Source organism: Prevotella amnii DSM 23384 = JCM 14753 (assembly GCF_000378745.1).
GTDB classification, from domain to species: Bacteria; Bacteroidota; Bacteroidia; order Bacteroidales; family Bacteroidaceae; genus Prevotella; species Prevotella amnii.
Genome location: NZ_KB905293.1, coordinates 1 through 23,553, shown reverse-complemented (window position 1 = coordinate 23,553; position 23,553 = coordinate 1). Strand labels below are relative to the sequence as shown.

General features: G+C 33.3%; 18 protein-coding genes, 2 tRNA genes and 1 pseudogene. 6 read left to right on the top strand and 15 right to left on the bottom strand.

Features of this window, described 5'->3' with window-relative positions:
• Window positions 1-244, top strand: a 244-nt coding sequence (locus F596_RS0108400; RefSeq protein WP_019036598.1) for a transposase, incomplete at its 5' end; no start/stop codon positions are given.
• A 167-nt stretch (window positions 245-411) separates the two neighbouring features.
• Here F596_RS0108400 and F596_RS0108395 read toward each other — a convergent pair.
• The gene (locus tag F596_RS0108395) at window positions 412-1,377 is read right to left on the bottom strand and encodes a calcium/sodium antiporter (protein WP_019036597.1); all 966 of its coding nucleotides are present in this window, start codon (window positions 1,375-1,377) and stop codon (window positions 412-414) included.
• Window positions 1,378-1,648: 271 nt separating this feature from the next.
• Between F596_RS0108395 and galE the strand changes: the two genes are divergently transcribed.
• Complete coding sequence (galE, locus tag F596_RS0108390) at window positions 1,649-2,686, top strand: UDP-glucose 4-epimerase GalE (protein ID WP_019036596.1); 1,038 nt, start codon at window positions 1,649-1,651, stop codon at window positions 2,684-2,686.
• 87 nt (window positions 2,687-2,773) lie between these two features.
• On the opposite strand, the gene F596_RS0108385 is transcribed toward galE, so the two are convergent.
• From F596_RS0108385 to cmk, 13 genes are all read right to left on the bottom strand, one after another.
• Window positions 2,774-3,685, bottom strand: a complete 912-nt coding sequence (locus F596_RS0108385) for a hypothetical protein (RefSeq protein WP_019036595.1) — start codon at window positions 3,683-3,685, stop codon at window positions 2,774-2,776.
• A 10-nt stretch (window positions 3,686-3,695) separates the two neighbouring features.
• Window positions 3,696-4,790 (bottom strand): carbohydrate binding domain-containing protein, encoded by a 1,095-nt coding sequence (locus F596_RS0108380; protein ID WP_019036594.1) that lies wholly within the window; start codon window positions 4,788-4,790, stop codon window positions 3,696-3,698.
• 31 nt (window positions 4,791-4,821) lie between these two features.
• The gene (locus F596_RS0108375) at window positions 4,822-5,997 is read right to left on the bottom strand and encodes a DUF4856 domain-containing protein (protein ID WP_019036593.1); all 1,176 of its coding nucleotides are present in this window, start codon (window positions 5,995-5,997) and stop codon (window positions 4,822-4,824) included.
• An 18-nt stretch (window positions 5,998-6,015) separates the two neighbouring features.
• Window positions 6,016-6,732, bottom strand: a complete 717-nt coding sequence (locus F596_RS0108370) for a hypothetical protein (RefSeq protein WP_019036592.1) — start codon at window positions 6,730-6,732, stop codon at window positions 6,016-6,018.
• 28 nt (window positions 6,733-6,760) lie between these two features.
• The gene (locus F596_RS0108365; protein ID WP_019036591.1) at window positions 6,761-7,786 is read right to left on the bottom strand and encodes a DUF4302 domain-containing protein; all 1,026 of its coding nucleotides are present in this window, start codon (window positions 7,784-7,786) and stop codon (window positions 6,761-6,763) included.
• Between the two features lies 1 nt (window position 7,787).
• Window positions 7,788-8,741, bottom strand: coding sequence for a putative zinc-binding metallopeptidase (locus F596_RS0108360; protein WP_019036590.1), 954 nt, complete (start codon window positions 8,739-8,741; stop codon window positions 7,788-7,790).
• 33 nt (window positions 8,742-8,774) lie between these two features.
• Window positions 8,775-10,304 carry a RagB/SusD family nutrient uptake outer membrane protein gene (locus F596_RS0108355; protein ID WP_024992722.1) on the bottom strand — a complete coding sequence of 510 codons (1,530 nt, stop codon included), beginning with the start codon at window positions 10,302-10,304 and terminating at the stop codon, window positions 8,775-8,777.
• 1 nt (window position 10,305) lies between these two features.
• Entirely contained in the window at window positions 10,306-13,695 is a 3,390-nt protein-coding gene (locus F596_RS0108350) for a SusC/RagA family TonB-linked outer membrane protein (protein ID WP_026302389.1), read from the bottom strand.
• A 46-nt stretch (window positions 13,696-13,741) separates the two neighbouring features.
• A complete protein-coding gene (locus tag F596_RS0108345) occupies window positions 13,742-15,997 on the bottom strand; it encodes a TonB-dependent receptor family protein (RefSeq protein ID WP_026302388.1) in 2,256 nt (751 codons plus the stop codon).
• A 239-nt stretch (window positions 15,998-16,236) separates the two neighbouring features.
• Window positions 16,237-16,310, bottom strand: a tRNA-Arg gene (locus tag F596_RS0108340).
• Between the two features lie 124 nt (window positions 16,311-16,434).
• Window positions 16,435-17,322 (bottom strand): carbon-nitrogen hydrolase, encoded by an 888-nt coding sequence (locus F596_RS0108335; RefSeq protein WP_019036587.1) that lies wholly within the window; start codon window positions 17,320-17,322, stop codon window positions 16,435-16,437.
• A complete protein-coding gene (locus F596_RS0108330; RefSeq protein ID WP_019036586.1) occupies window positions 17,315-18,397 on the bottom strand; it encodes an agmatine deiminase family protein in 1,083 nt (360 codons plus the stop codon). The genes F596_RS0108335 and F596_RS0108330 overlap by 8 nt, the downstream gene beginning before the upstream one ends.
• A gap of 981 nt (window positions 18,398-19,378) precedes the next feature.
• Window positions 19,379-20,071 carry a (d)CMP kinase gene (gene cmk / locus F596_RS0108325; RefSeq protein ID WP_019036584.1) on the bottom strand — a complete coding sequence of 231 codons (693 nt, stop codon included), beginning with the start codon at window positions 20,069-20,071 and terminating at the stop codon, window positions 19,379-19,381.
• Between the two features lie 267 nt (window positions 20,072-20,338).
• Between cmk and F596_RS0108320 the strand changes: the two genes are divergently transcribed.
• From F596_RS0108320 to F596_RS0108305, 4 genes are all read left to right on the top strand, one after another.
• Window positions 20,339-21,124, top strand: coding sequence for an energy transducer TonB (locus F596_RS0108320; protein WP_008448115.1), 786 nt, complete (start codon window positions 20,339-20,341; stop codon window positions 21,122-21,124).
• A gap of 58 nt (window positions 21,125-21,182) precedes the next feature.
• Window positions 21,183-22,157: a polyprenyl synthetase family protein gene (locus F596_RS0108315; RefSeq protein ID WP_008448098.1), complete on the top strand. Its 975-nt coding sequence runs from the start codon at window positions 21,183-21,185 to the stop codon at window positions 22,155-22,157.
• An 8-nt stretch (window positions 22,158-22,165) separates the two neighbouring features.
• A complete protein-coding gene (locus F596_RS0108310; protein ID WP_019036583.1) occupies window positions 22,166-22,975 on the top strand; it encodes a TatD family hydrolase in 810 nt (269 codons plus the stop codon).
• 16 nt (window positions 22,976-22,991) lie between these two features.
• A tRNA-Ser gene (locus F596_RS0108305) sits at window positions 22,992-23,079 on the top strand.
• Between the two features lie 215 nt (window positions 23,080-23,294).
• Here F596_RS0108305 and F596_RS12025 read toward each other — a convergent pair.
• Window positions 23,295-23,553 (bottom strand): annotated as a pseudogene (locus F596_RS12025) (IS1634 family transposase); the annotation flags it as partial.

The following is a 23,553-nucleotide window of genomic DNA, read 5'->3' as shown; positions in this document are numbered from 1 at the left end:
AAAGAAAAAGAAACACAAACTATTTTGTAAACGAGCAGGTATAGAACCAACAATAGGACATCTTAAAGCAGACCACCGATTATCTCGCAACTTTTATAAAGGTGTGAAAGGAGATGCTATCAATGTATTATTAGCTGCGGCAGCATATAACTTCAAAAGAGCTATGAGAGCTCTTTTGTGCCTTATAAAAAGAATCAGCATAAAGCTTGTCAGTACAAACTTTATGCTGAAATATAGTTTTTAAGGGACGACTAATTAATTCTGAATATTTTTTATATTATTATAAAATTGTTATAAGGGTATGCTAAAATAGGCATACCCTGTTTCATTATTTATAACTTATTTAAAAGCAGCAACTTTATAACTTTTGTTAAGTTACTGAATATATAAAAAATAATAGCCTTTTCTATTTTAAATACTTACTAATAGCTTCACCATATATCCTATAAATACTACTATTAAACAAAAACCCTCCCAACGCTCAATGGTATATTTTGTAAAAGATAAAAACCATATCAAGATCATGGATATTACCATAATAGAAAGATCAAACATTGTTATTCCTTGCAGCAACATTGGATGTATTAATCCTGTAACTCCTAATACAGCAAGAATATTAAATATATTAGAACCTATAACATTACCTATAGCTATACCACTATCGCCTTTACGAGCTGCAACTACACTTGTAGCAAGCTCTGGTAATGATGTTCCGCCAGCTACAATTGTTAAACCTATTATTGCATCAGACACACCTAATGATGAAGCAACTTTAACCGCACCACTTACAAAAAGATTACTACCAAAAATAAGACATGATAGACCTACTATTATCCATATAACAGATACCCATATTTTCTTATGCTGCTTTTCTGATATTATATTCTCTGATATAATAGACTTGCTATTAGCTTTATCTATCTTTACATCACTCTTCGCTTCCTGTAAAGTCTTTATCATAAAGATAATAAACATAGCAAATATAATACCTGCATCAATCCTTCCTATCATACCATCATAACAAAGCATCATTAGTACAACAGAAGAAACTAAAGCAAAAGGAATATCTTTCTTTATAGTAATAGGTGTTATTAGAATAGGACTAAACATTGCAGAAACACCCACTATGAACAAACTATTAATAATATTAGAACCTATAACATTACCAATAGCTAAATCTGATGTACCTTTTAAAGCCGAAACCAAACTGACACTAAACTCGGGCATACTTGTTCCCATTGCTACTACAGTTAAGCCTATAATAACCTGAGAGACTCTCATTTTTTGTGCTATGGCTACAGACCCATCTGTAAGTTTGTCTGCTCCCCATAATACTAAAGTTACCCCTATAAAGATAAATCCTAAATTTAATAACATATATATTTTACATTTTACCGCAAAGGTACTAAAAATATACCTATAAAATATTTCAGTATAGAATATTCCCGTTTTATTATCATCTCTCTAAAAACTTAAATTATATCGAAACCTATTTATTTTATCTTTAAAAAGATATATAATCATATATTGTTTAAGATATATTTAGGAATTAAGCAGTTTTCCTGTATATGTTTAAAAAGAATTATTATCTTTGTATGTTATTTAGATATAGCATATATAAAAATATTTAATTAAAATACAAATAAGTATGAATAAGACTATTCTTGTTACTGGAGGTACCGGATTTATAGGTTCTCATACCGTTGTAGAACTTATAGAAACAGGATATGATGTTGTAATAGTAGATAATCTTTCCAATTCTAAGATAGAAGTGCTCGATGGAATAGAGCAAATAACAGGTGTTCGTCCTGTTTTTGAACAAATTGATTTATGCGACATTAAATCCACAGAAGGGATATTAAGAAAATACCCTAAGATAGAAGGCATTATCCACTTTGCAGCCTCAAAAGCTGTAGGAGAAAGTGTGGAGAAACCTTTACTTTATTATAAAAATAATATTATCTCATTAATAAATTTATTAGAATTGATGCCCAAATATGATGTCAAGGGGATTATATTTTCTAGCTCTTGTACTGTTTATGGGCAACCTAAAAAAGAAGATTTACCAGTTTCAGAAAAAGCACCACATCAAAAAGCTACATCACCATATGGTAACACAAAGGAAATTAACGAACAAATAATATATGATTATATTAATAGTGGGGCAAATATAAAGAGTATCATATTGCGTTATTTTAATCCTATAGGCGCACACCCTTCAGCTTTAATTGGTGAGCTGCCAAATGGTGTACCTAACAACTTGATTCCATTTGTAACACAAACAGCTATAGGAATCCGTAAAGAACTAATTGTTTTTGGTAATGATTATAATACTCCAGATGGAACTTGTGTGCGTGATTATATTTATGTAAAAGATTTAGCCAAGGCACATGTAATTGCTATGGAACGTGTATTAGAAAAAAATACTGATAAAATAGAATATTTTAATATAGGTACAGGGCGAGGTAATTCTACTCTTGAGATTATAAATACTTTTGAAAAGGCTACAGGGGTAAAACTTAATTGGAAGTTTGGTAATAGGCGAAAAGGTGATATTGAGCAAATATGGGGAGACTGTACACTTGCTAATAAAGTACTTGGCTGGGAAGCAAATACACCCTTAGAAGAAGTCTTAGCAACTGCATGGAAATGGCAACTGAAATTGCGTGATAAAGGAATAATGTAATATTTTACTTTAAAAATAAAATAGCCCTTATACGTTACCAAACATATAAGAGCTATTTTTTATATAAAAACAAAAATATATGATACTTTATCTTTTCTCATAAGGTATTATAAGTTTAAAGCCTCTTCCAACAAGTACTACATACTTCTCTTTTACATCTTGTATATATAATTTATATTTACCTTCTTTTATAGAGCTAAACTCATCTGGGTAGCTAAGACTTAATTTAGATTCTATAAATCTACCTTTTTGAGGATTTATTATAGCTGGAGTAATCTTAATTGTTTTTTTAGAAGTTGTAGGGTTTGCTTCATTGCATATCCAAGTTCCAACTCCTTTGCGATGTACTACAAGAGTGTTGCGATATAACTCGCTTAAACTTCGTGAAGTTGTGCTATAAGCTCCTAACCCATTAGTTTCTCCTTTACATCGTACTTCAACTTTGATAGTTTTTGTTTGATTATTTTCTCCAACTATATGTAGATAAGCATCGCCCTCACAGTATGTATCTATTTCTATAATATTAGTTTTTGCATTCCATTTCACTTTCTTTAAAATATTCATAGGATCTTCCACTTCCATTTTGGCTAAGCTTCCGCCACCGTTAATACTTATTGAACGGTTTTCATCACGTGGAAACAATCGTATAATATCTTTTGTAGAAGTAATGTTAGGTACTATTATGTTTATATTTAATTTGCGACACTCATCGCCAGACCATATAGAAGCGTAAGTTTTACCTTCTAATATTCCAGTAATACGCAATGTGTCTTCATTGATATTTACAGTCGCCAACTTAGAATTGTTAACATTACTTTTATACTTACCAGTACCTCCTTTTAATATAAGCATACGAGTAGTATATGTAAATACATCAATAGATGATGAGTTTTCATCTCCTATCAATATTTTAGATTGTTCTAATCCTAACTCGTTGTGGCATGCAGTTAGCGATATGCTTAATATTACCACTGCTAATAAGTTATATATATGCTTCATGTTAATTAGATTATTTTACATTTAAGTTATATTCTAAAGTCCAATCTTTGCCATCACTTTCTGTAATATTAATTACAAATAGATGTTTACCCGATTTATTAAAAACTAATTTATATCCATCTATAGGTATATATGGATTTCCATCAAGAGTATAAGCTATTTTGGCATTAGTATCATATAAGTCATTAAAAAACAATTCGATAGTTCGGGGTGTATCTCCAAATCCTTTTATTTTATATACATAAGGAATGCGATTTTCATCATCACGTTTTACCATAATCGGTTCTGTTAATATATTTTTTTTAGCGATTTTAGATTTTTTCCCATCACTCTTAATCGTTTGCACTCCTATCGTATATGTAGTATTAGGTTGTAATTTTTGCAATATATAGTTAGTACTATTTATAGTGGCAACTATTTTATCATTTAGTAAAATATTATATTTTACACCATCAATTTGAATAGGATGCCATGATATAAAGACCTCGCGTTGTTCTGCGGAAGCTTTTATCTCGTTAGGCATAGGTACTTCTTCTGAAGCAGTGCCACTTTTTATTTTCCTAAAATCAACATCATCTATAAGTAAATAGTTATTGGCATCAGAAGTCTCTTCTTTCATCTTAAAAGAAAAACCAGCTTTATCTACTCCTTGCGGTGCAACAAAATCTATAGTTTTTTGTTTCCATTCAGTAGGGGAGGCGTCTGTAACCATATCTTTCTTTTTTGTCGATTCGTGTGTTGTATTTCCTTTGTACCATGTTACTACTGAAAAACAATTCGCTTTTTTTAATGTTCCTTTATACCAATATTTAAGACGATATGTGGCACCTGGCTCAATACTTATGTAATTATAATTGTAAGATTGATCTATTGAAGTAAGTGTTTGTTCTGTCGCAAATAACTTAATGGAAAAATTACCACTGTGAGCTTGGGTTGATTTTCCAAAGTTATAACCAGAAGAATACCAATATTTTGGCTTTTCACTAAGTCCACCAGTGCGCCACTCTTCAAATCCACTATTCAAAATCAAATTGGATTGTGCATTAACAGTTACATTTAATGTACAAAAAAAGGATATTAGAAATAAAAATTTATGTAAACTCATGCTTTTTCTTTTTTATAATATGTAAAAATTATCATAGTATACGCTGCTTTATTTGCGCCACAGTATAGGCTATAGAGCCAGTAATAGTGGTATCTCCTTCTAAACGCTGCTTATCCCATAATCCGGAATTTTGAGTAAGTGCGTCTAAAAGCGTTTGCACCTCATCAAAGGTATATAATGGTTTTCCTTCTATATTTACGGCAAACTGCAATGAGAATATAGCCCCATATGCACGTGATAAGAATACTAAGGCATTACTTATATCTTCGTTTAAATTTACTTTAGTAATTTCTCCAGATAATAGTTGTATGGCATGCACAGCTGCTACTTTGGAAAGCTCTTGTCTAATTATATCAAGACACTTTCTCACCTCATCAAATCTATATTCTGTCATGGCTAATCGTCCGGTAGCAAAAGCATTATAAAGCTTAATACGACTACCCTTTAAAATATTACGCTCATTTTTTTGTACTATAGGTAACCAGTATTGATAATAACCATAAGCTAAGTCCCAATGATGTTCCAGCTCCGTATAATTATGTCCATTTACAAGAATAGAAGATTCTTGGTCTTTTAAAAGTCGTTGATCATTATATAATTGAGGGTTAAGATGTACGTTCAATATTTTATCTAAATAAATACTACCTCTTATCATTTCGTTATATACTTCTGCTACAGCCAACCCTTTATTATTAACGAAAGCTAAGTTAACATCTCCAATATTATAACCTAAATATCCTCCCTTACCTATTTGGGCTTTAGTGTTACGTACATCAGCGGGACGCGGATACCCATAACCACTTAAAGCGCGTGAATAATCGAATAATTGTTGAAAAGCAGCGAGAACACGTTCTCTGTCAACACTATGCGCCATAGATGTAGCTATTTCATCAAATGGTGCTTTACCATATACACCTTGTTTAAAATATTCATTCATTCGTTCTTGCTGTGCGCCATTTGATATACGAGCCTCTTTCATGAAAGATTGATATATGATATCAACAGGTTCTTTTAAAAGACTACACTCTAAAAGGTCAACACTGCTCTCATTGTTCCTGCTAAATTTATACTCTGGGTCAGGTAATGTAGGGATAATGTATGACGACTCAATAGTTTCATCTTGCCATGTTGTACATGATATTATAGAATTAGATATAACTACCCATAATATAATGATATAAAACGATTTGTTAGCTTTATTTTTCATAATTTTATTTCCTAATCTTTAGGGTAATATAATATATCCACAGAATGGATTTTTTATTAAATTAATACCTTCCTCATTTTGAAACTGCTCTACATGCAAAGGGCGTACAATAGTAAAACCATCATTAGATATAGCTGAGATATTAGCGCGTACCGATGAATTGCTCGGTCCTCCACCTTTTACTTGCAAAAACATAGGGAAACCCGATATAGCTTGATAAATTATTTTAAGCTCTTTCCCATTTTTAAGTATTTTGACATTAGAATCCTCAGTATTCTTCTCAGGATTATCATCAGAGTTGTCATCAGAATCGTCATCAGTGTTTCCTTCAGGCTCATCTTCTTTGTCATCTTCAGAAGAATAATCTTTAGATGTAATAGTTCTTAATTTTTTATTGGCATCAATATATCTAATAATGTAAGTAGAGGAAAGATCCTCGTCAGGTATTAAGCTACCTTGCAAATCTTTTTCAAAAAAAGTGCAGGTCAGTGTTATGGTGTAAGTACGTTTCTCTCCTTTAATATCTACTCCTGGATATATATAGCTTTGTTCATTCATATCTATGCTTGCTAATTGCAAAGCTTGATCATCATATGATATTTTAGGCTTATCTATCCCTTTAAAAGGAAAGAGTTTATCATAATCTTCATCTGTATCGTTATTTACTCCAGGTGAACATGCTGATAGTAAGACTATGTTAAAGATACATAGAATTATATATATATTCTTTTTCATACTAATAATTATTACATATTGTTATATCTTATTCTATAATAGGTACATCTTTGATAATTGCTTTCAATCCTGTTATTTTTCCTTCAGGGTGTAAATGTTTACTTACAAGCCTTGTTGTTTTCCATTTTGGATAATATACTTCTACAAGTTCAGCTTCAAAATTATTATTAACACGTTTAAAGTCGGCAAACACCTGTTTATTATTTAATCGTAATCCTGCTTTAAAAGTAATACCTTCAGGAGTTCCGCTATACCCTGACCCCAGTACGGAAAATTCTTTAGGAGGATAATCAGGAATAGGGTTAGGTTTAGTAACTTCCATAAATAGATAATATCTTTGTTTCTCAGTAGTATTTGCACGTCCTCCATTTCTACCAAGATAATAATCGCTTTGAAAATAAACACGTCCACCTTTATGTATATACAACTGTGGATTTTTCATCTTTTCAAATATTCTTCTATTATCGTATGCTTGTTTTACAGCATTATTAAAGTCTGACATATTCTTTAAAGGCTTCATTATAATATATTCACATGCAGGTCTTAGATAAGAAGCTGTTTTAAACACTAAAAAACCCTCTTCGTTATGTCCTTGGTATAACCAATCACAAGCACCACCATAACTATCATTAACCAATTTGTGTATATAGTTTGTAGTGAGAAAAGTAAGTTGAGTACTACTATTTGTCCCTATCTTATATTCACTTGTTGTGGTAGTAGAAATACTTTGTTGATCCATATCAGCACGCATCTCTACTTTTCCTTGTTGTAGGAATCTCATGGTAAAACAAACTCCGCCATAACCATATCTATCGGTACTATATTGATACGAATCCTTTATTTTATCACTTAAATTAGAAAATAATAAAGAGTCTGTTTTAGGAAAATATAAAACCAGCCATCCTGCCTTGTTGTTAACTAACTCTGAGTTTAGCGTTTCAATAGCTTGTCTCTTACGCTGAGTAGGTGTTTTATCAAACTCTTTTTCGTCCGTTTGACAGCTATAAAATATGCAACTAAGTATAGTAAATAATATATATAAAAGATACTTCATGTTATTTTTTGTTTAGATATTTATCCAAAGTTCTGATGCTTTTAAGTTGTATTGTAAGCAATTTAACATGCCAATTGTCCCAAGTGTATTTTTCGACAAACGCTTTTTTTGCTATAAAATCGTGGTAAGCACGTTCTGCTTCTTTTTTATAAGTATTATTTACCTCTGGATCAGAATCTTCATCTGGTGTTTTAGCTTCTTCTTCTGCTTTATTAAGCCTTGATGGTTTAGATGTTAAAATAACGCTTAACATTTCTGCCATATCATCTTCCGGATTTAGCATGGAAAGATAAGTGAAAAAACCACGCTTATTAGCATAACTTGTCAATCCTATATCATTATTAGCACCTTTTATATCGGATAATAATTGAGTGTCATTTATATATTTCCCATCACTGATAGTGGCAAATGTTTCTCTATCATATGGTATTTGTTCTAACATTCGTTTCATCATCTGATGATATACACTGCGAATAAGTCTATAAACTTTCTGCTCATCTTTAGCATCAAAATCATTAACATGGTAAATACTCATTTCTACAGGTTGTGATGCTATATTATACATACGCTCAACACTGTTTTTATCAGGATTTCCACCACCGTATAATGTAATGCGTATAGGTAAGCAATAATTAAGTAGGCTTCCTTTACCTTCTATTTGAATATCCTTAAAAGTGTCAAAACATAAAGTCCCAATAGCATTAAGAACTTGTTTTATGTTTGTAGTATCAGGAGGATAAACGTAAACTCCGTTTTGACTATTATCCTTTTGCCACTGATATATTACTTCAGGACCATACACTTTGGTAAAATTTTCTTCTATCCATTGTGCTGTTTGTGTTTGAGTAGTATTTCTGTCTATGACACTATCATCTGATAGCGTATCATGCTGACAAGATGTTGTTATAAATATCCATAGAACAGCATATACTAAAATATATTTATGTATGCTCATTTTGTATCGTTATAAATTATCTGTTATATATATTTATCTAATCGGTTCTTTGCGCTCACGTGGGTTAGGATCTAATCCGTTGTTTTGTGCTTCTATTGGGATTTGTAGCACCTTACGCGGATCATATTTCTCTAAAGGGAAATAATATTTAGACTTAGTATCACGTTTTACGCTTAAATGAAATCTCCTAATGTCAAACCAACGCAAGCCTTCTCCAAAAAACTCTTTTTGTCTGAAATCTGCAAATAGTTTTACTAATGCAAGCTGTTTTAAAGTCATACCATAGAAAGGTGTATATTCATCATAATTGTTTTCGCTTGTGCGCATATAAATATCTCTTTCTATAGTGGGCATAAAGCCGAACTTACCCTGCATATATTGTAGATAATCATTTATTGCATTATCATACTGCTTTAGCATAGCATAAGCCTCCATTCTATTAAGCAAAGCTTCATCGGCTGTAAATAACACATTGCTAACATAAATACCTCTTGGCTTTATACCAATGCTTTCAGTAGTAGACAACTCATCAAATTTAGCAATGTATTTACCATTTACTATAAGCGATGGTGAATAGATAAATGGATATGTACCTTCAAAAGTCATTTTTGAGAAATCTCCTCCACCTTCAATGCCTCTTTTATTGAATATTTCATTAACAGTTTGCTTGGTTGCTCCATAACGGTCTATAGGCATCTGTCTTGCCCATCGTGATTCTGTTGTACATATTAAAAGATTAGCAGGCTCATCAGGCGAAGTGTAACGTGTAAACATACGTTGCCGTTTAAACTCAAATTGATGTGAATATTCTATCCAATTTCTTAACATCGTTTTAGGATCTGCTCCTAAAACATAGTTCGCATAATCTATTACTTTTTGCCAATCTCCTTTCATTAAGTAGAACCGAGAAGCAAAAGTGTAAGCTGCTTTTTTATTAAAATGGTACTTAGGATGCTTATAATACCTATCATTAACTAAAGTTATTCCACGCTTTAAGTCGGCTTCTATCTTATCATACACCTCTTTTACAGTACCTCTTTTATAAGATATCAGTGCGTTTTTCTCAGGCTTAGTAATATAAGGTATACCAGGAGATTGTTTTGTGTTGTCATAAGGCTCTGCCCAAATATTTACTAACATGAAGTGAAGATAAGCTCTTAACAAAAAGGCTTCTCCATATAGGGCTTTAACGCGCTCTGTCTTAGGATAGGCTTTTAGCATTTCTAAAGCTTCATTAGCCTGCGCTATACCTTTATAGCAACTATTCCAATAATTCAAAGGTGTATCTATATCTTCTTGGTTATCATCTTCCCAATAAAACATTTCTTCGTTTAATTGTGTATGTGTACCATTTGTCCTAAGGCCAACATTATCGGTACGAGGTTCTAAGAAAGGAATATAACTTGCTTCAGGGTAGGCTCCAGTTAGCAATTGCGCTATACCTTTTTCGTTATTAATATTTAAATCAATATCAGAATCGGGTACTTTTGATAAAAAATCGTTACACCCACATAGAGCAATAGTGGTGAAAATTAAGATATATTTATATAGATATTTTTTCATTTTAAAAACCCACATTTAAAGTAAAAGTATATTGTATAGGAGTAGGTAGTGAAACACCGCCAGTCTGATAATATTCTGGATCTTGTCCATGTAGTTTAGGATCTGCATAAATAAGCAGTGGGTTAGTAACATTAAAACGTAGACTTCCACTTTTCAGACCTATTGTTTTCATCCATTTTTCTTTTAATAAATAGGATAAAGCTATATTTTTTAATCTAACGAAACTACCATCAGCTACACGCAGTTGCGAATAGTTGTAGGTGTTATATGCTTTTTCTATATTTTCTATTCCTATAATATTGATAATCTCTTTAGAAGGCAATGTTGGGACATCGGTATGATATTCATCTCCCGGGTTAAGCCAGCGGTTTAGATAATTTTTAGAAAATACATTCAAATCAGCAAACTGCATATCAAATGTAGGATTTAATCTTATCTTATTACCAGCCTGCATTGTAATGAAACAAGATAATTCCCAGTTGTGCCATTTCACTGTATTTGCCAAACCACCTACTATATTTGGCTCAATAGGACCATGGTATAGTAAATAAGTTTTAGTGTATTGTGTATCATTAAAATCTGCTCCCACAATATCTTTCAATTCGTTTTGTGGTAATGGATATCTTCCAAAATTAAAATTAGGTAATCCATTCTTGTCTAACTTTTGAAAATTAAAAGAGAAAAGTGAACCTTTTGGATAACCTACCACATTTCCCCGACCTCTACCAGCTACCATATCAAAAGCATTTGGAGAGTTGAGCATTCGAGTTATTTTCTGATTAATGGCACTGAAAGTAAAATCCGTACTCCATTTCCATGAGTTTGTACTAATATTTGTAGTATGCAATCCTATTTCTATACCACGAGAAACCATATCTCCAAAATTAGCATATTTATAATATTGACCACCAACACCAGACGTACGCACTAAGTCTATTAAATCGAAAGTATTACGTTGATACACATCTATTGTTGCCGAAATACGATTATTAAAGAATGCCATATCGGCTCCTATATTTAGTTCGTACATTTTTTCCCAAGTGAGGTCTCTATTTTCTAAAGAAATAAGGTTTAATTTATTCTCTCTATCGTTTAGATTTAGTCTATGTGCTATACCACCTTTATATATAACCGATGCGTTTGCCGCAGCTTCATTCATTTTAGCTGTTAAACCATAACTAATGCGGAAAGCTAATTTAGAAATAGCATTATTATCTTGCATAAATTTCTCCTTATCTACATTCCATTTAGCACCGACATTCCAAGTGGGTAACCATAAAGCAGTTGCTCCTCTTCCTGCTGCATTAGATCCTTCAATGTTTACAACTGTATTAAAAATATATTTACCTTTATACCCATAAGTAGCATTCCCCGAAAAAGTAACTCCTCGCTCATCTCTATTGCGCAATGCAAAATAAGGATTATTCTCTTGGAACATCTTATCAAAAATACCTGGTGCACTTTGCACCTCATTACCACGTTGATAGCTAATGCCATAACCTTTGAAAGAGCTTATTGTCTGTTGCAATGTTCTTATTTCGCCAAAAGCAAATCCTTTTAGGTCATGTGATCCTATTTGCTTGTCATAATCAATAGCTATACGAGCTAACATACTTTGCATATCTGCATTATTTAAGAAAAGTATGCCGCCTTGTTGTATGCCGGGTTTAGGCATAAGACCTGGGTGGTATAGATCCTTTACAAGGTATATATTTTGATTTGCTACCCATGGTGTTTCACAAGCACGATAAGCTCCTATTATATTAGAGTTTTCGCCTATTTCATGTTGTGTACTTGTATGTGCTCTTCGGTATGAAAACATTGTTTTTAGATTAAGAGCATCAGTAAACTTATAAGTGGCCTCTGTTTGCAACTTAAAGTCGACTACTCGTATTTTTAAATGATTGTTATCATACTCATTTAATATATTAAAAGGTGCCCAGTTATTACGATAATATTCACGTTTCCCATTTTCATCATAAGGACGAAGAGTTCTGCTTGTACCTAAAGCATATGCAAAAGGGTTTATATCAAAATCACGTTCAAAGGCTCCTGATATAGTGTTTTTTTTCTGGGGTAGGGTACCAGGAGCATTTTGTAAGCGCATGTTGCCTTGCAAGGATAGCTTAGCAGTAAGATTATTTGTAATATAAAAAGTATTCTTAATATTGGTTGTTAACCGTTGTACTTGGTCGGCTATGGTCCAACCAGCATCATGATAATAACCTATAGAAGCATAAGATGCTACTTTTTTACCACCTGCCGACAAACTTAATGTATGGTTAGTCATAAGGCTGTTTGCAAACAAAATCTGAAACCAGTCAGTGTTAGCATACTCTCTCTGTCGTAGGAATTTTTTTCGAGCTTCCTCTGTGTTTAGTAGTAACCTATTATTAGTTTTCTCATCATAAGTAGTGAGCTGTTTATACATCTGGTGATATACTCCGCCTCTACGTCCATATAATGATGTTGCTGGATCAAAATATCCTTTTTCCTGCATTTCTTGATATAAGGCCATAGTTTCTTGAGAGTTTAGCAAGTCAAAGTGGCTATAATCTGGGCGAGGGCGCCATGTGTTTTCTGTTGTGTAATTAATTTGTAAAGGCGATTCTCTTTTACCACTTTTAGTAGTAATAACTATAACTCCGTTAGCTGCGCGGGCACCATATACAGATGTAGCTGATGCATCTTTTAAAATCTGTATATCTTGTATATCTGCAGGATTAAGCCCAGCTACTGCTGAGCTGATAAGAGTAACAGCATCCCCAGAAGCTAAATCTTCAGGAGATACATGTACTAAATCTTCATAAACAGCACCATCTATTACCCATAAGGGCTGAACATTGCCCATAATAGAAGCACCGCCACGGATATTAATACGTGGTGCAGCACCAAATGTTCCAGAAATATTTTGAATAGACAATCCTGGCACACGCCCTTCGAGCATACGTGAAACATCTCCAACACCTTCGAGCTTTATTTCTGTCATCTTAACAGCTGTGGAAGCACCTGTGTAAACACGATTTCTTATGTTTTGATACCCTGTTACAACAACCTCATCTATCATTTTGCTATCATTTTGCAAAACTACTTTTAAGGCTGTTGTTTTAATACTTTCTTTAAAGGTACGCATACCTATAAAGGATACTGTAATAGTTTGACCTTTAATAGCTTTTATACTAAATTTTCCATCTATATCCGTAACGGTCTTTTGCTTATTTTCTACAATACCAATAACAGCTCCTACAATAGGTTCGCCACTTGTATCGGTAACAGAACCTGTTATGTATCCATTTTCTTGTGCCATTATTTTTGATAAAGAGCATAACAAGATAAATAGACATAATAGTCTTTTTATTGATATAGATTGTATATATACAGATCTTCTCATTAATCTTATTTGTTTTTATATTATATTATTATTGATATATTTTTTATTATAACTTCCATTGTACTCCTCCATATATACCAAAAGGTAAGCCTGCTCTCACTCCTGAAGGATGCCTCGAAACCATATAAACCTTATTTGTTAGATTTACTATATTCATAGTAAAGTCTATATTTTTTATCAGATGTATCTTAGCGGTAGCATCTATTATGAAATTAGCTGGTATTTTTTCACGTTGAGCTATCTTCCCTTGTCCTGGAACTGTACGCATATCGCCATTGTAACGCATATTAAAATGTATATCAGCCCATTTACTTTCTATACCTATTTGCCCATTAAGAGCATGACGAAAGATATAAGGGATTTCGTCGCCATATAAAACATGCCCCCATGATGCACTTGTAAATGAGTTCTTCATTTTTGTATCTGTAAAGGTGTAAGATAGCTGTATGGGTAATTGCACCTTCCATGTAGCAGGTAATGGGCGGCACTGAACTAGCATTTCTATACCTCGCACTAATGCTCGTCCTACATTAAACTGGTCTAAGGTTCCTAATCCTCCTTGCGCTGCAAGGTCGCTACCCAGCATGTTAGAATAGTTATTATTAAAACCAATAAATTCTCCTTTGAGCCATTTATTTGCATAACGTACACCAGCCTCTACATTAATACTACTCTCTGCTTTCTGACCAAGAGAAGCACTTGGCGGTGCAAATCCTTTATGTATTCCTGAAAACAATGATAATTGAGGCGTTAACTTACAATTAATACCTATTCCAGGCATAAAAGCTCTTGCACTATTGGGTATTTCTATACGCATCATACCTGTACGCCTCCAGTCGGCTTTAGTATAATCGCGATTTAATAACTTTACATCTTCATAACGCACTCCTGCAGTAAAGGTAAACATACCTTTTGCCCATTTTGCTAAAGCATAACCTGATAAAGCATGAGCTGTAGTAATACGATTAGCTTGGCTACCCGGATCTCCTCTTAAAAAAAGCTCCATACGCCCATTATTCATAGAATATCCATCATCTTGCTGATAACGATCCTCACTATCGGCATGGTAACGCATACCAATTTCGCCTGTAAAGTACCCTCCATATAGCATTGTTTTATATTCGCCCTTTATCTGGACTCCTCGTGAATGGTACACACGATGGTTGGCACGCAGCATTAGAGCTTCTCCTATGTAGCTTGACTTGCCAGTAAGAATATCAAAGTAATCTTTATTTGTAATAGGATCGGCAAGCACATCGCCTATTGAACGACGTTCGGCTTTGGTATAACCTGTACGCACTTCGTTGAGTTTATACCAATTCCTAAAAAAATAATTATAATATGCCTGTGTAGTTATGTCCCATGAGCGCATACCTTTTATTATATATGTAGCTGAAAACTGGGAATGGCGCGTTACTAAATTATCTTTTTGTGCTCCTGCATATCTAAAATATGGCTTAACAGCAAAGTCCTGATCAGTAAGACCAAGGTATGTTTCATCGGAAGTTTCGTTAGCAAATCCATACTTTAGCTCTAATCTGTGATTTATACCATCTTCTCTGTTTGTGCGTATCATCCACTTAGCTATTACGTCATTGCGTTTAAAACCTGTTCGCTCATCGGGGGTATCATGCCTAAAGCCACGAGCCTGATAACGTAAATATTCTATCAGAAACCCTGTATACTTAAAGCTTTTACCTATGGCTGTTTGTAGTTTTAGACTACCAAAACTACCTGCCGACATACTACATCTTATTAATTTATCCTGCGGTATAGGGGTTGATACCAAGTTAATAGCACCTCCTGTTGTAAATGGCCCGTATTGCACCTGGCTACTACCTTTTAACACTTCTATGGCATACATACGTGCCGCATTAGGAAAGTAATAAGCTGCAGGAGCCGCATATGGTGCAGGAGCTGCTAATATACCATCTTCCATTAAGGTGATACGTTCGCTACGTTCAGCCTGTGTTCCACGCAAACTAATGTTAGGGCGTAACCCAAACCCGTCTTCTTCATAAATATTTACTCCTGGAACGCTCTTCAACATACGATTTATATCAGTATAATCGAATTTGCCAAGCTCTTTTGGTGAGATGTAATAAGCCGAACCTGTACGGTTACGGGCTTCAAACTGGCTGCCTAACATCTGGTTTGCTCTTACTACTACTTCGTTAATCTGATGCAAAGAGTCTGTCATAGACTTATTCGGCAACTTGGGTATGCTCTCATTTTGCTGAGCATACCCTCTAAATGGAGTCAGTGTTAATAGCAGAGACAGCATTTTTATTGAAACATGCATAAAGGGAAAGTCTTTTTATTAAATTAATTATTCTCTTTAAAAAACTAAAAATAACAAGTTTAAAATTATTACTTAAATAAGTAAGTATTTATTCCGCTGCAAATTTAGCACGAGCAATAAAAACGTGCAATACCTATTTTTAGGTATTTTTTATTACAGCTATACACGCCTTACGCGTGTTTGTGCATTTCAGATTGTTTCAGATTGTTTCAGATTGTTTCAGGTTATTTCATATAGAGTGGCTCCGATGGGATTCAAACCCACGACCTCAGGAACCGGAATCCTGCGCTCTATTCAGCTAAGCTACGGAGCCAACATATATGTTTTATAGCTTGCAAAGGTAAGCTAATATTTGCATATAACAAAGGGTAATTACTGAAAGTTTACAGCTTTATGATTTGCCCTGAGCGTTTTTAAAAAAATATTCTTACATTTTTTTAGTCTATAAACCTTTTTGTTATATCATTATATGCCTCTATACGCCTATCACGTAAGAAAGGCCACCAACGTCTAACCTCTTCTGAATGGTAGAGATCGAGCTTTATTATCGTTTTTTCTTCTTTGTTGTTACAAGCTTGGTAAAGAATTTCTCCTTGCGGACCAGCGATGAAAGAGCTACCCCAAAACTCTATACCTTCGGTTTGTTTGCTTGGATCAGGCTCAAAACCTACACGATTAACGGCAATGACAGGTAAATTATTTGCTACAGCATGTCCTCGCATTACTGTCTTCCAAGCATCTAACTGTCGCGCCTGTTCTTCCTTTGTATCACTTTTAGAATAACCTATTGCTGTTGGATAAATTAAGATTTCTGCCCCTTGCATAGCCATTAGCCTGGCTGCCTCCGGGTACCATTGATCCCAACATACTAATACTCCTAATTTGCCAAGACTTGTGTTTATAGGGTGAAAGCCTAAATCGCCAGGAGTAAAATAAAACTTCTCATAATAAGCAGGGTCATCAGGAATATGCATTTTACGATACTTTCCTGCTATAGTGCCATCTTTTTCAAATACAACAGCAGTGTTATGGTATAATCCTGCTGCTCTTTTTTCAAACAAAGAGGTAACAAGTACAATACCAAGATCTTTAGACAATTTACTATAAAGATCTGTAGAGAAGCCGGGTATTGTTTCTGCAAGATCAAAATTATTAACATCTTCTACCTGACAAAAATACAGCGAATTATGTAACTCTTGTAAAACTATAAGTTGCGCGCCATCTTCTGCAAGACTTTTAATACCTTCTGTTATGTTTTTTATGTTTTCACTTATATTAGCTACATTATGCAACTGTAAAAAACCTATTTTTATTGTTTTATTCATAATCAGTATTCATTTTTTTGTTATTAGAAATAATTCCTTTGGGCAATTGCATTGTTAAGCAATGTAGCGACCCATGCTGACGTATTACCACTTGTGCATCTATCCCAATTATATCATAACCTGAAAAGGCTAACTTAATAATCTCTAAAGCCTTAGCATCATTTTTAGGTTGATTGTAAGTAGGTACTAACACAGCGCCATTTAATATTACAAAGTTAGCATATGTAGCAGGTAGCCGCTCTCCATTATCATATATAGCTTCAGGGAAAGGTAAGGCAAGTAAGCGATAAGGCTTATCATTAAGTGTGCGAAGAGTTTTTAGCTGAACTTCTAATTTTTTAAAATCAGAATAATGAACATCATTTTTATCTTCACATTTTATATATAATAAGGTATCATTAGGTGCACATCTTACTATTGTGTCAATATGTCCGTCAGTATCATCTCCTTTTAAAGAACCATGTTCTAACCATATTATACGTTTTGATGGGATATTTTTGAGTAGGTAAGAGGTTATTTCTTTTTGCGTAAATGGCTCATTGCGATGTGGAGCAAGTAAACAGCTTGTAGTTGTAAAAAGCGTACCCTTGCCATCACTTTCTATAGACCCACCTTCAAGAATAAAATCTTTATGACTCTTCATCTCTGCATTAAATATGCCTGCTTGAGCCATTTGCAAATTGATCTTGTTATCTTTCTCATACGGAAATTTCTCCCCCCAACCATTAAAACAAAAGTCGAGCATTCGTTGTACGCCATCTTCGTTTATCAAACTTATAGGTGCTACATCACGTGCCCATGTATCATTATTATCACACTTAAAGAATATTATTCGTCTTATCTGCCTTTCTGATAATTTTGTAGCAAAAAGCTCTTTGGTCTTTTTTATATTTCTCGTTATAAGAAGTAAGTCCTCATAGCGCGTAATAGCATCTATTATATCTACGTAAGTAGAGATAATTTCTTTCAGATACGGTTCCCAGTCAGTATCTTCATGCGGCATGATTAACATTATTCCACTTTGTTGCTCCCATTCTGCTGGTAATCTGAAAGAGTTTTCTATGTTTTTATCCATTTTATTATTCTATATTATTATGCAAAGATACGCTAATCCGATTAAAAGAAAAAGTTTTTCAAGCGTTTAGCTCTTTTTTTTCTGTGTAAAAGATGCTATTATTATCCGATATGGTTGATATATGTCAATCCAAAAGGTTGATGTATATCAAACGAAGTAGTTGATACAAGTCAAAAGTTTTGACTCTCGTCAAAAAAACAGCATAAAATCGTCTAAAAAATCCTTTTTTTTTGGTTTTCATGTTTTTCATATCGTAACTTTGCCTTCGAAAACAGGATAACAGAAAGATAAAACAAAGATGATTATGAAAGAAAGAATGATGAATTTAGAGATTGTAAAAAAGTTGTTTAACTACCTCACAAATGCTATTCGTGCATACAATGAGGGACGTGTAAACTGCATGGCATAGCCATGAGAAGAGAGAGTTTAGAAAGAGTATAAGTTTAAAATTTAATTCCCTTTATAGGGAGGGATATAAAAATGAAGGGTGTGTCTAAATATTGACACACCCTTTATTTTGTACATAAAAAGTACTATTTCGTAAATATTTCCCATATATAATAACAGAATGCTGAAAGTGATTTTTCCTGCTTATTTATTATTTATTTTTTATAAGACTTTAGACAGGATAAGTCTGCATATATTAATCTTACTTACATAAGGTGCTTATTAATAGTGCAAAACTTGCTATGTAAAGAGGAAAGAAGAGAGGGTTAGGAAAGAAAAATAATTTATTTTTCTATTAAAAATAAATTAAAAATGGTAGAAAAATAAGTTATTTTTCTACCATATATATTAAGTTTACACTCTTTTAAGATGCGCTATTACATTATAAACGTTTTCGTTTTTATTTTCGCAAAATAAGCTCTCTGTTATATTAGGCTCTTTTTATCTATACAAATTTTTTCGCTTTGTTATATCTTATGTTTTGCTATAAAAAAGAGCTATTCTGTAGATATTTTTACAAATCGTCGTAAGCTATTATATAATTTTTTCTACTTCGTTTATCAACCATTCTTGTTGCTGCTCAATAGTAAGATTACTATTATCTAGCTCTATAGCGTCTTTTGCTCGTCGTAGAGGCGACGTAGCACGGTGCGAGTCGATATAATCACGTTCTTTTACGTTTTTGAGTATTTCATCAAAATTAGCATCTAAGCCTTTTGCTTTTAACTCTTCATATCTTCGCTGTGCACGTATCTCTGCAGATGCAGTTACAAATATTTTAAGTTCTGCTTTAGGAAAAACTACTGTTCCTATATCGCGCCCATCCATAACGATTCCTTTTTCTTTACCCATAGCTTGTTGTTGTTGCACTAAGGTTTGACGCACAAAACTTAAAGCAGCAATAGAGCTAACATGTGAAGATACTTCCATTGTTCTAATAGCTTCTTCTACATTTTCATTATTAAGATATGTGTCAGGACGCCCAGTTTCCATGTTAAGTTTGAAAGATATTTTTATATTAGGCATGTTATTGTATAATTCTTTTTCCTTTACACTTCCATCTATGTTAAAAAAGCCATTTCTTAATGCGTAAAGAGTTACCGAACGATACATAGCTCCCGTATCTACATATATATATTTTAGTGTTTTTGCAAGATTTTTTGCCATAGTACTTTTCCCGCAAGAAGAGAAACCATCTATTGCTATCACAATTTTTTTTTCGTTCATATTTATATCTTTGTTTTATTTCTTGTATAGCTCATAAATAATTTTATAAGCAATGATAAAGAAAGATTATTATCTTTTTAATATAATGATTTGTAATTTTTCAACAAAGTTACATCTTTTTCCGAATAACTTCTTACTTTTGTATAATGAAAATATGTTTGGGTGAATATTTCATATATTTACTTAACAATAAAGGTAGAAGAAAGATCAGTATTAGCTATTTAGATTTTTCCTAAGAAGAATGGTATAATATAAAGGATTTAAGATTTGGAAATAAAAAAATCAAAGGAGGCTGATCTGGAGAATAAGCGTTGGGTGGGATTTATGTTAGGAATCATCATCTCCTTGTCTATATTCTTTGTAGCATTAGAATATAATGATGGGACTGATAGCAGCAATGTGAAAAAGATTACCAACGTTCAGCTTCATAGCTTAGATATGCTTCCCGCTATAGATCAAACCAATATCACAAAGCATAAGAATGATAAAAAACCTACAGTGGAAGATATGTTAAACTTAAAACGTAGCGATAATCCTGTAAAGGTAACCCCTCGTAGTGTAGGTAGTATGCAGTCGAATGATAAGATAACTGCTGCTCCGCGTATGACCGATGAGGTTATGCTTACTTATACACCAATAGTGCTTCCACCAGTGCCCAAAGTAGAGCAAGATGCTAAGAAGATTACTACAAAAATGTCTGACGATGATGCATTAGCCGATGTGGAACGCATAGATAGCAAGATAGATAAGCGTATTTTATCAGAAACTCCCACACCGCCAGGAGGGTGGGCTATGTTTATGAAATGGCTTACAAAATCATTACAGTATCCTACGGAGTCAAAGATGGCTGGAGTAGAAGGAGTAGTAAATGTTACTTTTATTATTTCAGAATCAGGTTATGTAAGTAATATAAAAATAAAAAACGGAAAAGATAAAGACATGGAAGAAGAAGTGCTGCGTGTAATGCACATAATGGGAAAGTGGAAACCTGGTTTAAATAAAAATAAGCCTTGTAAATCGATGGTAGAAATTCCTGTTGTTTTTAAGTTGTAAAAACTCTTTAGATATAAAGCATTTCTGAAAATAAAACTTTAACAAGACTAAAAAGATTATGTATAGTTCAGATAAGATATTCAGCATTATTAATAATTATATAGCCACTTTAGCTTATGACAGAGAGCCAAAGAGCTTGTATGAACCTATAAAATATGTTTTATCTTTAGGAGGCAAACGCATTCGCCCTGTATTGATGCTTTTAGCTTATAATATGTATAAAGATGATCCTGAAAGCATTTTAAATCAAGCCTGTGGTTTAGAAACATATCATAATTATACTTTGCTGCATGATGATTTGATGGATAGTGCTCCTTTACGCCGTGGTCATCAAACTGTGCATGAAAAATGGAATGCAAACACTGCAATTCTCTCAGGAGATACTATGTTAGTCTTAGCATTTGAACGTATAACAAGAGGTAATCCGTCTTGTTTGAAAGCATTGCTTGATTTATTTACTGTAACAGCATTAGAAATAGGGGAGGGGCAACAATTAGACATGGAGTTTGAACATAGAAACGATGTTACAGAAGCTGAATACATAGAAATGATACGTTTAAAAACGAGCGTACTCTTAGCATGTGCCTTAAAGATGGGAGCTATGTTAGGTAATGCTTCTGAAAAAGATGCAAACAATTTATATCTTTTTGGTGAAAAAATAGGCTTAGCCTTCCAGCTACAAGATGATTATCTCGATGTATATGGAGATCCTTATATTTTTGGGAAACAAATAGGAGGAGATATCATTTCAAATAAAAAAACTTATATGCTTATAAATGCTTTTAACAAAGCTACACAAAAACAAAAAGAAGAGTTAAACTACTGGATTAACAAAAAAGATTTTGATGCTAACAAGAAGATAAAAGCTATTACTAAGCTATATACAGAAATAGGTATAGATAAGCTTGCTATAGATAAGATAAATAGATACTTTGAAGAAAGTAAAATTTATCTATCAAAAGTATCAGTAAATGATAAAAATAAACAGGAATTGATTAACTTTGCACAAAGTTTGATGCATCGTAAAAAATAATATAAATCATGATTATAGATACACATGCTCACCTTGATGTAGATGATTATAAAGAAGATTTACCAGAGGTAATATCCAGAGCAAAGAAAGCTGGAGTAGATAAAATATTTATACCTTCAATAGATTTATCTTCAGCTTATTCCGTTATGGAGCTTTGCAAGCAATATCCATTTTATTGTTACCCTATGATAGGTCTACATCCTGAAGAGGTGAAAGCAAACTATATAGCTGTGTTATCTAATATGAAATCTTTCTTAAAACAGCAGATAGATAATAAAAAAGAAAATAATATAAAGGTTATAGCAATAGGAGAGGTAGGATTAGATTTCTATTGGTCGCGTGAATTTGAAAAGGAACAGATTATTGTTTTTGAAGAAATGATGAAATGGAGCATTGAGACAAAGTTACCTTTAATGATACATTGTCGAAAAGCTCAAAACGAGATGATAAACCAGATGAAACCATACATAAAAGAATTGCCCGGTGGCGTCTTTCATTGCTTTACAGGTAATACTAAAGAAGCTGAAAACTTTTTGCAGTTTGAAAAGTTTAGTCTCGGCATTGGAGGGGTTTCTACATTTAAATCGAGCCATTTACGCGAAGATTTACCTGCTACTGTGCCATTAGACAGACTCGTTTTGGAAACTGATAGTCCTTATATGGCTCCTGTACCGCTACGTGGTAGTAGGAATGAAAGTTCGTATATAATAAAAGTGTTGGAAGTATTATCTGATGCTTATAACGTATGTAAAGAAGATATTGCTAAGATTACTAATAAAAATGTAAAGAGAATTTTCCCATTAGCATTTATGGCTTAATATTCCTTTATATTAAGGAAGGATGCTCGAGTGGTTTAAGAGGCACGCCTGGAAAGCGTGTAAACGTCTAAAGCGTTTCGAGGGTTCGAATCCCTCTCCCTCCGCAGTAAACATTGATTATCAATAACTTATAAAAATATTATACTTATCTACGCACAGAGAGTATAATAATAAAAGATAAAAGCCCCACTACTTTCTGCAAGCGGTGGGGTTTCTTTTTGAAAATTTAAATAAACAAAATTATTTAGTCCACCCTTAACCCAAGTTTAACACCCACTTTCGCCTAATTGTTACTATTACCGTACTTTCCTCGTTTTTCTTATGAGTTCTGTGTCCTACAAATTTTATTCTTTTTGAATGGTGAGTGTTTTAATTTCAACTTATCGTATATCTGTTTTGCTTGCTTCGAAGGACTACTGCATTGGCGCATCTCAATAGTTTCACCTAACGGGTTCTTCCCTTTTGTGGTAACGAGTTTTTGGGTGTTCATACGTCGTACAATCTCGGTCCAGTAACAGGATTCTCCTTCTCGTTTTAATTGACAACGGATGGTGTTTACCACCCAGTAGGCTAATAAC

Coding starts and splice junctions, on each gene's coding strand:
- F596_RS0108385 (WP_019036595.1), bottom strand. CDS start 3,685: ATGAAGCATATATATAACTTATTAGCAGTGGTAATATTAAGCATATCG.
- F596_RS0108335 (WP_019036587.1), bottom strand. CDS start 17,322: ATGAATAAAACAATAAAAATAGGTTTTTTACAGTTGCATAATGTAGCT.
- F596_RS0108310 (WP_019036583.1), top strand. CDS start 22,166: ATGATTATAGATACACATGCTCACCTTGATGTAGATGATTATAAAGAA.
- F596_RS0108365 (WP_019036591.1), bottom strand. CDS start 7,786: ATGAAGTATCTTTTATATATATTATTTACTATACTTAGTTGCATATTT.
- F596_RS0108360 (WP_019036590.1), bottom strand. CDS start 8,741: ATGAGCATACATAAATATATTTTAGTATATGCTGTTCTATGGATATTT.
- F596_RS0108395 (WP_019036597.1), bottom strand. CDS start 1,377: ATGTTATTAAATTTAGGATTTATCTTTATAGGGGTAACTTTAGTATTA.
- galE (WP_019036596.1), top strand. CDS start 1,649: ATGAATAAGACTATTCTTGTTACTGGAGGTACCGGATTTATAGGTTCT.
- F596_RS0108330 (WP_019036586.1), bottom strand. CDS start 18,397: ATGGATAAAAACATAGAAAACTCTTTCAGATTACCAGCAGAATGGGAG.
- F596_RS0108375 (WP_019036593.1), bottom strand. CDS start 5,997: ATGAAAAATAAAGCTAACAAATCGTTTTATATCATTATATTATGGGTA.
- F596_RS0108345 (WP_026302388.1), bottom strand. CDS start 15,997: ATGCATGTTTCAATAAAAATGCTGTCTCTGCTATTAACACTGACTCCA.
- cmk (WP_019036584.1), bottom strand. CDS start 20,071: ATGAACGAAAAAAAAATTGTGATAGCAATAGATGGTTTCTCTTCTTGC.
- F596_RS0108380 (WP_019036594.1), bottom strand. CDS start 4,790: ATGAGTTTACATAAATTTTTATTTCTAATATCCTTTTTTTGTACATTA.
- F596_RS0108315 (WP_008448098.1), top strand. CDS start 21,183: ATGTATAGTTCAGATAAGATATTCAGCATTATTAATAATTATATAGCC.
- F596_RS0108355 (WP_024992722.1), bottom strand. CDS start 10,304: ATGAAAAAATATCTATATAAATATATCTTAATTTTCACCACTATTGCT.
- F596_RS0108350 (WP_026302389.1), bottom strand. CDS start 13,695: ATGAGAAGATCTGTATATATACAATCTATATCAATAAAAAGACTATTA.
- F596_RS0108370 (WP_019036592.1), bottom strand. CDS start 6,732: ATGAAAAAGAATATATATATAATTCTATGTATCTTTAACATAGTCTTA.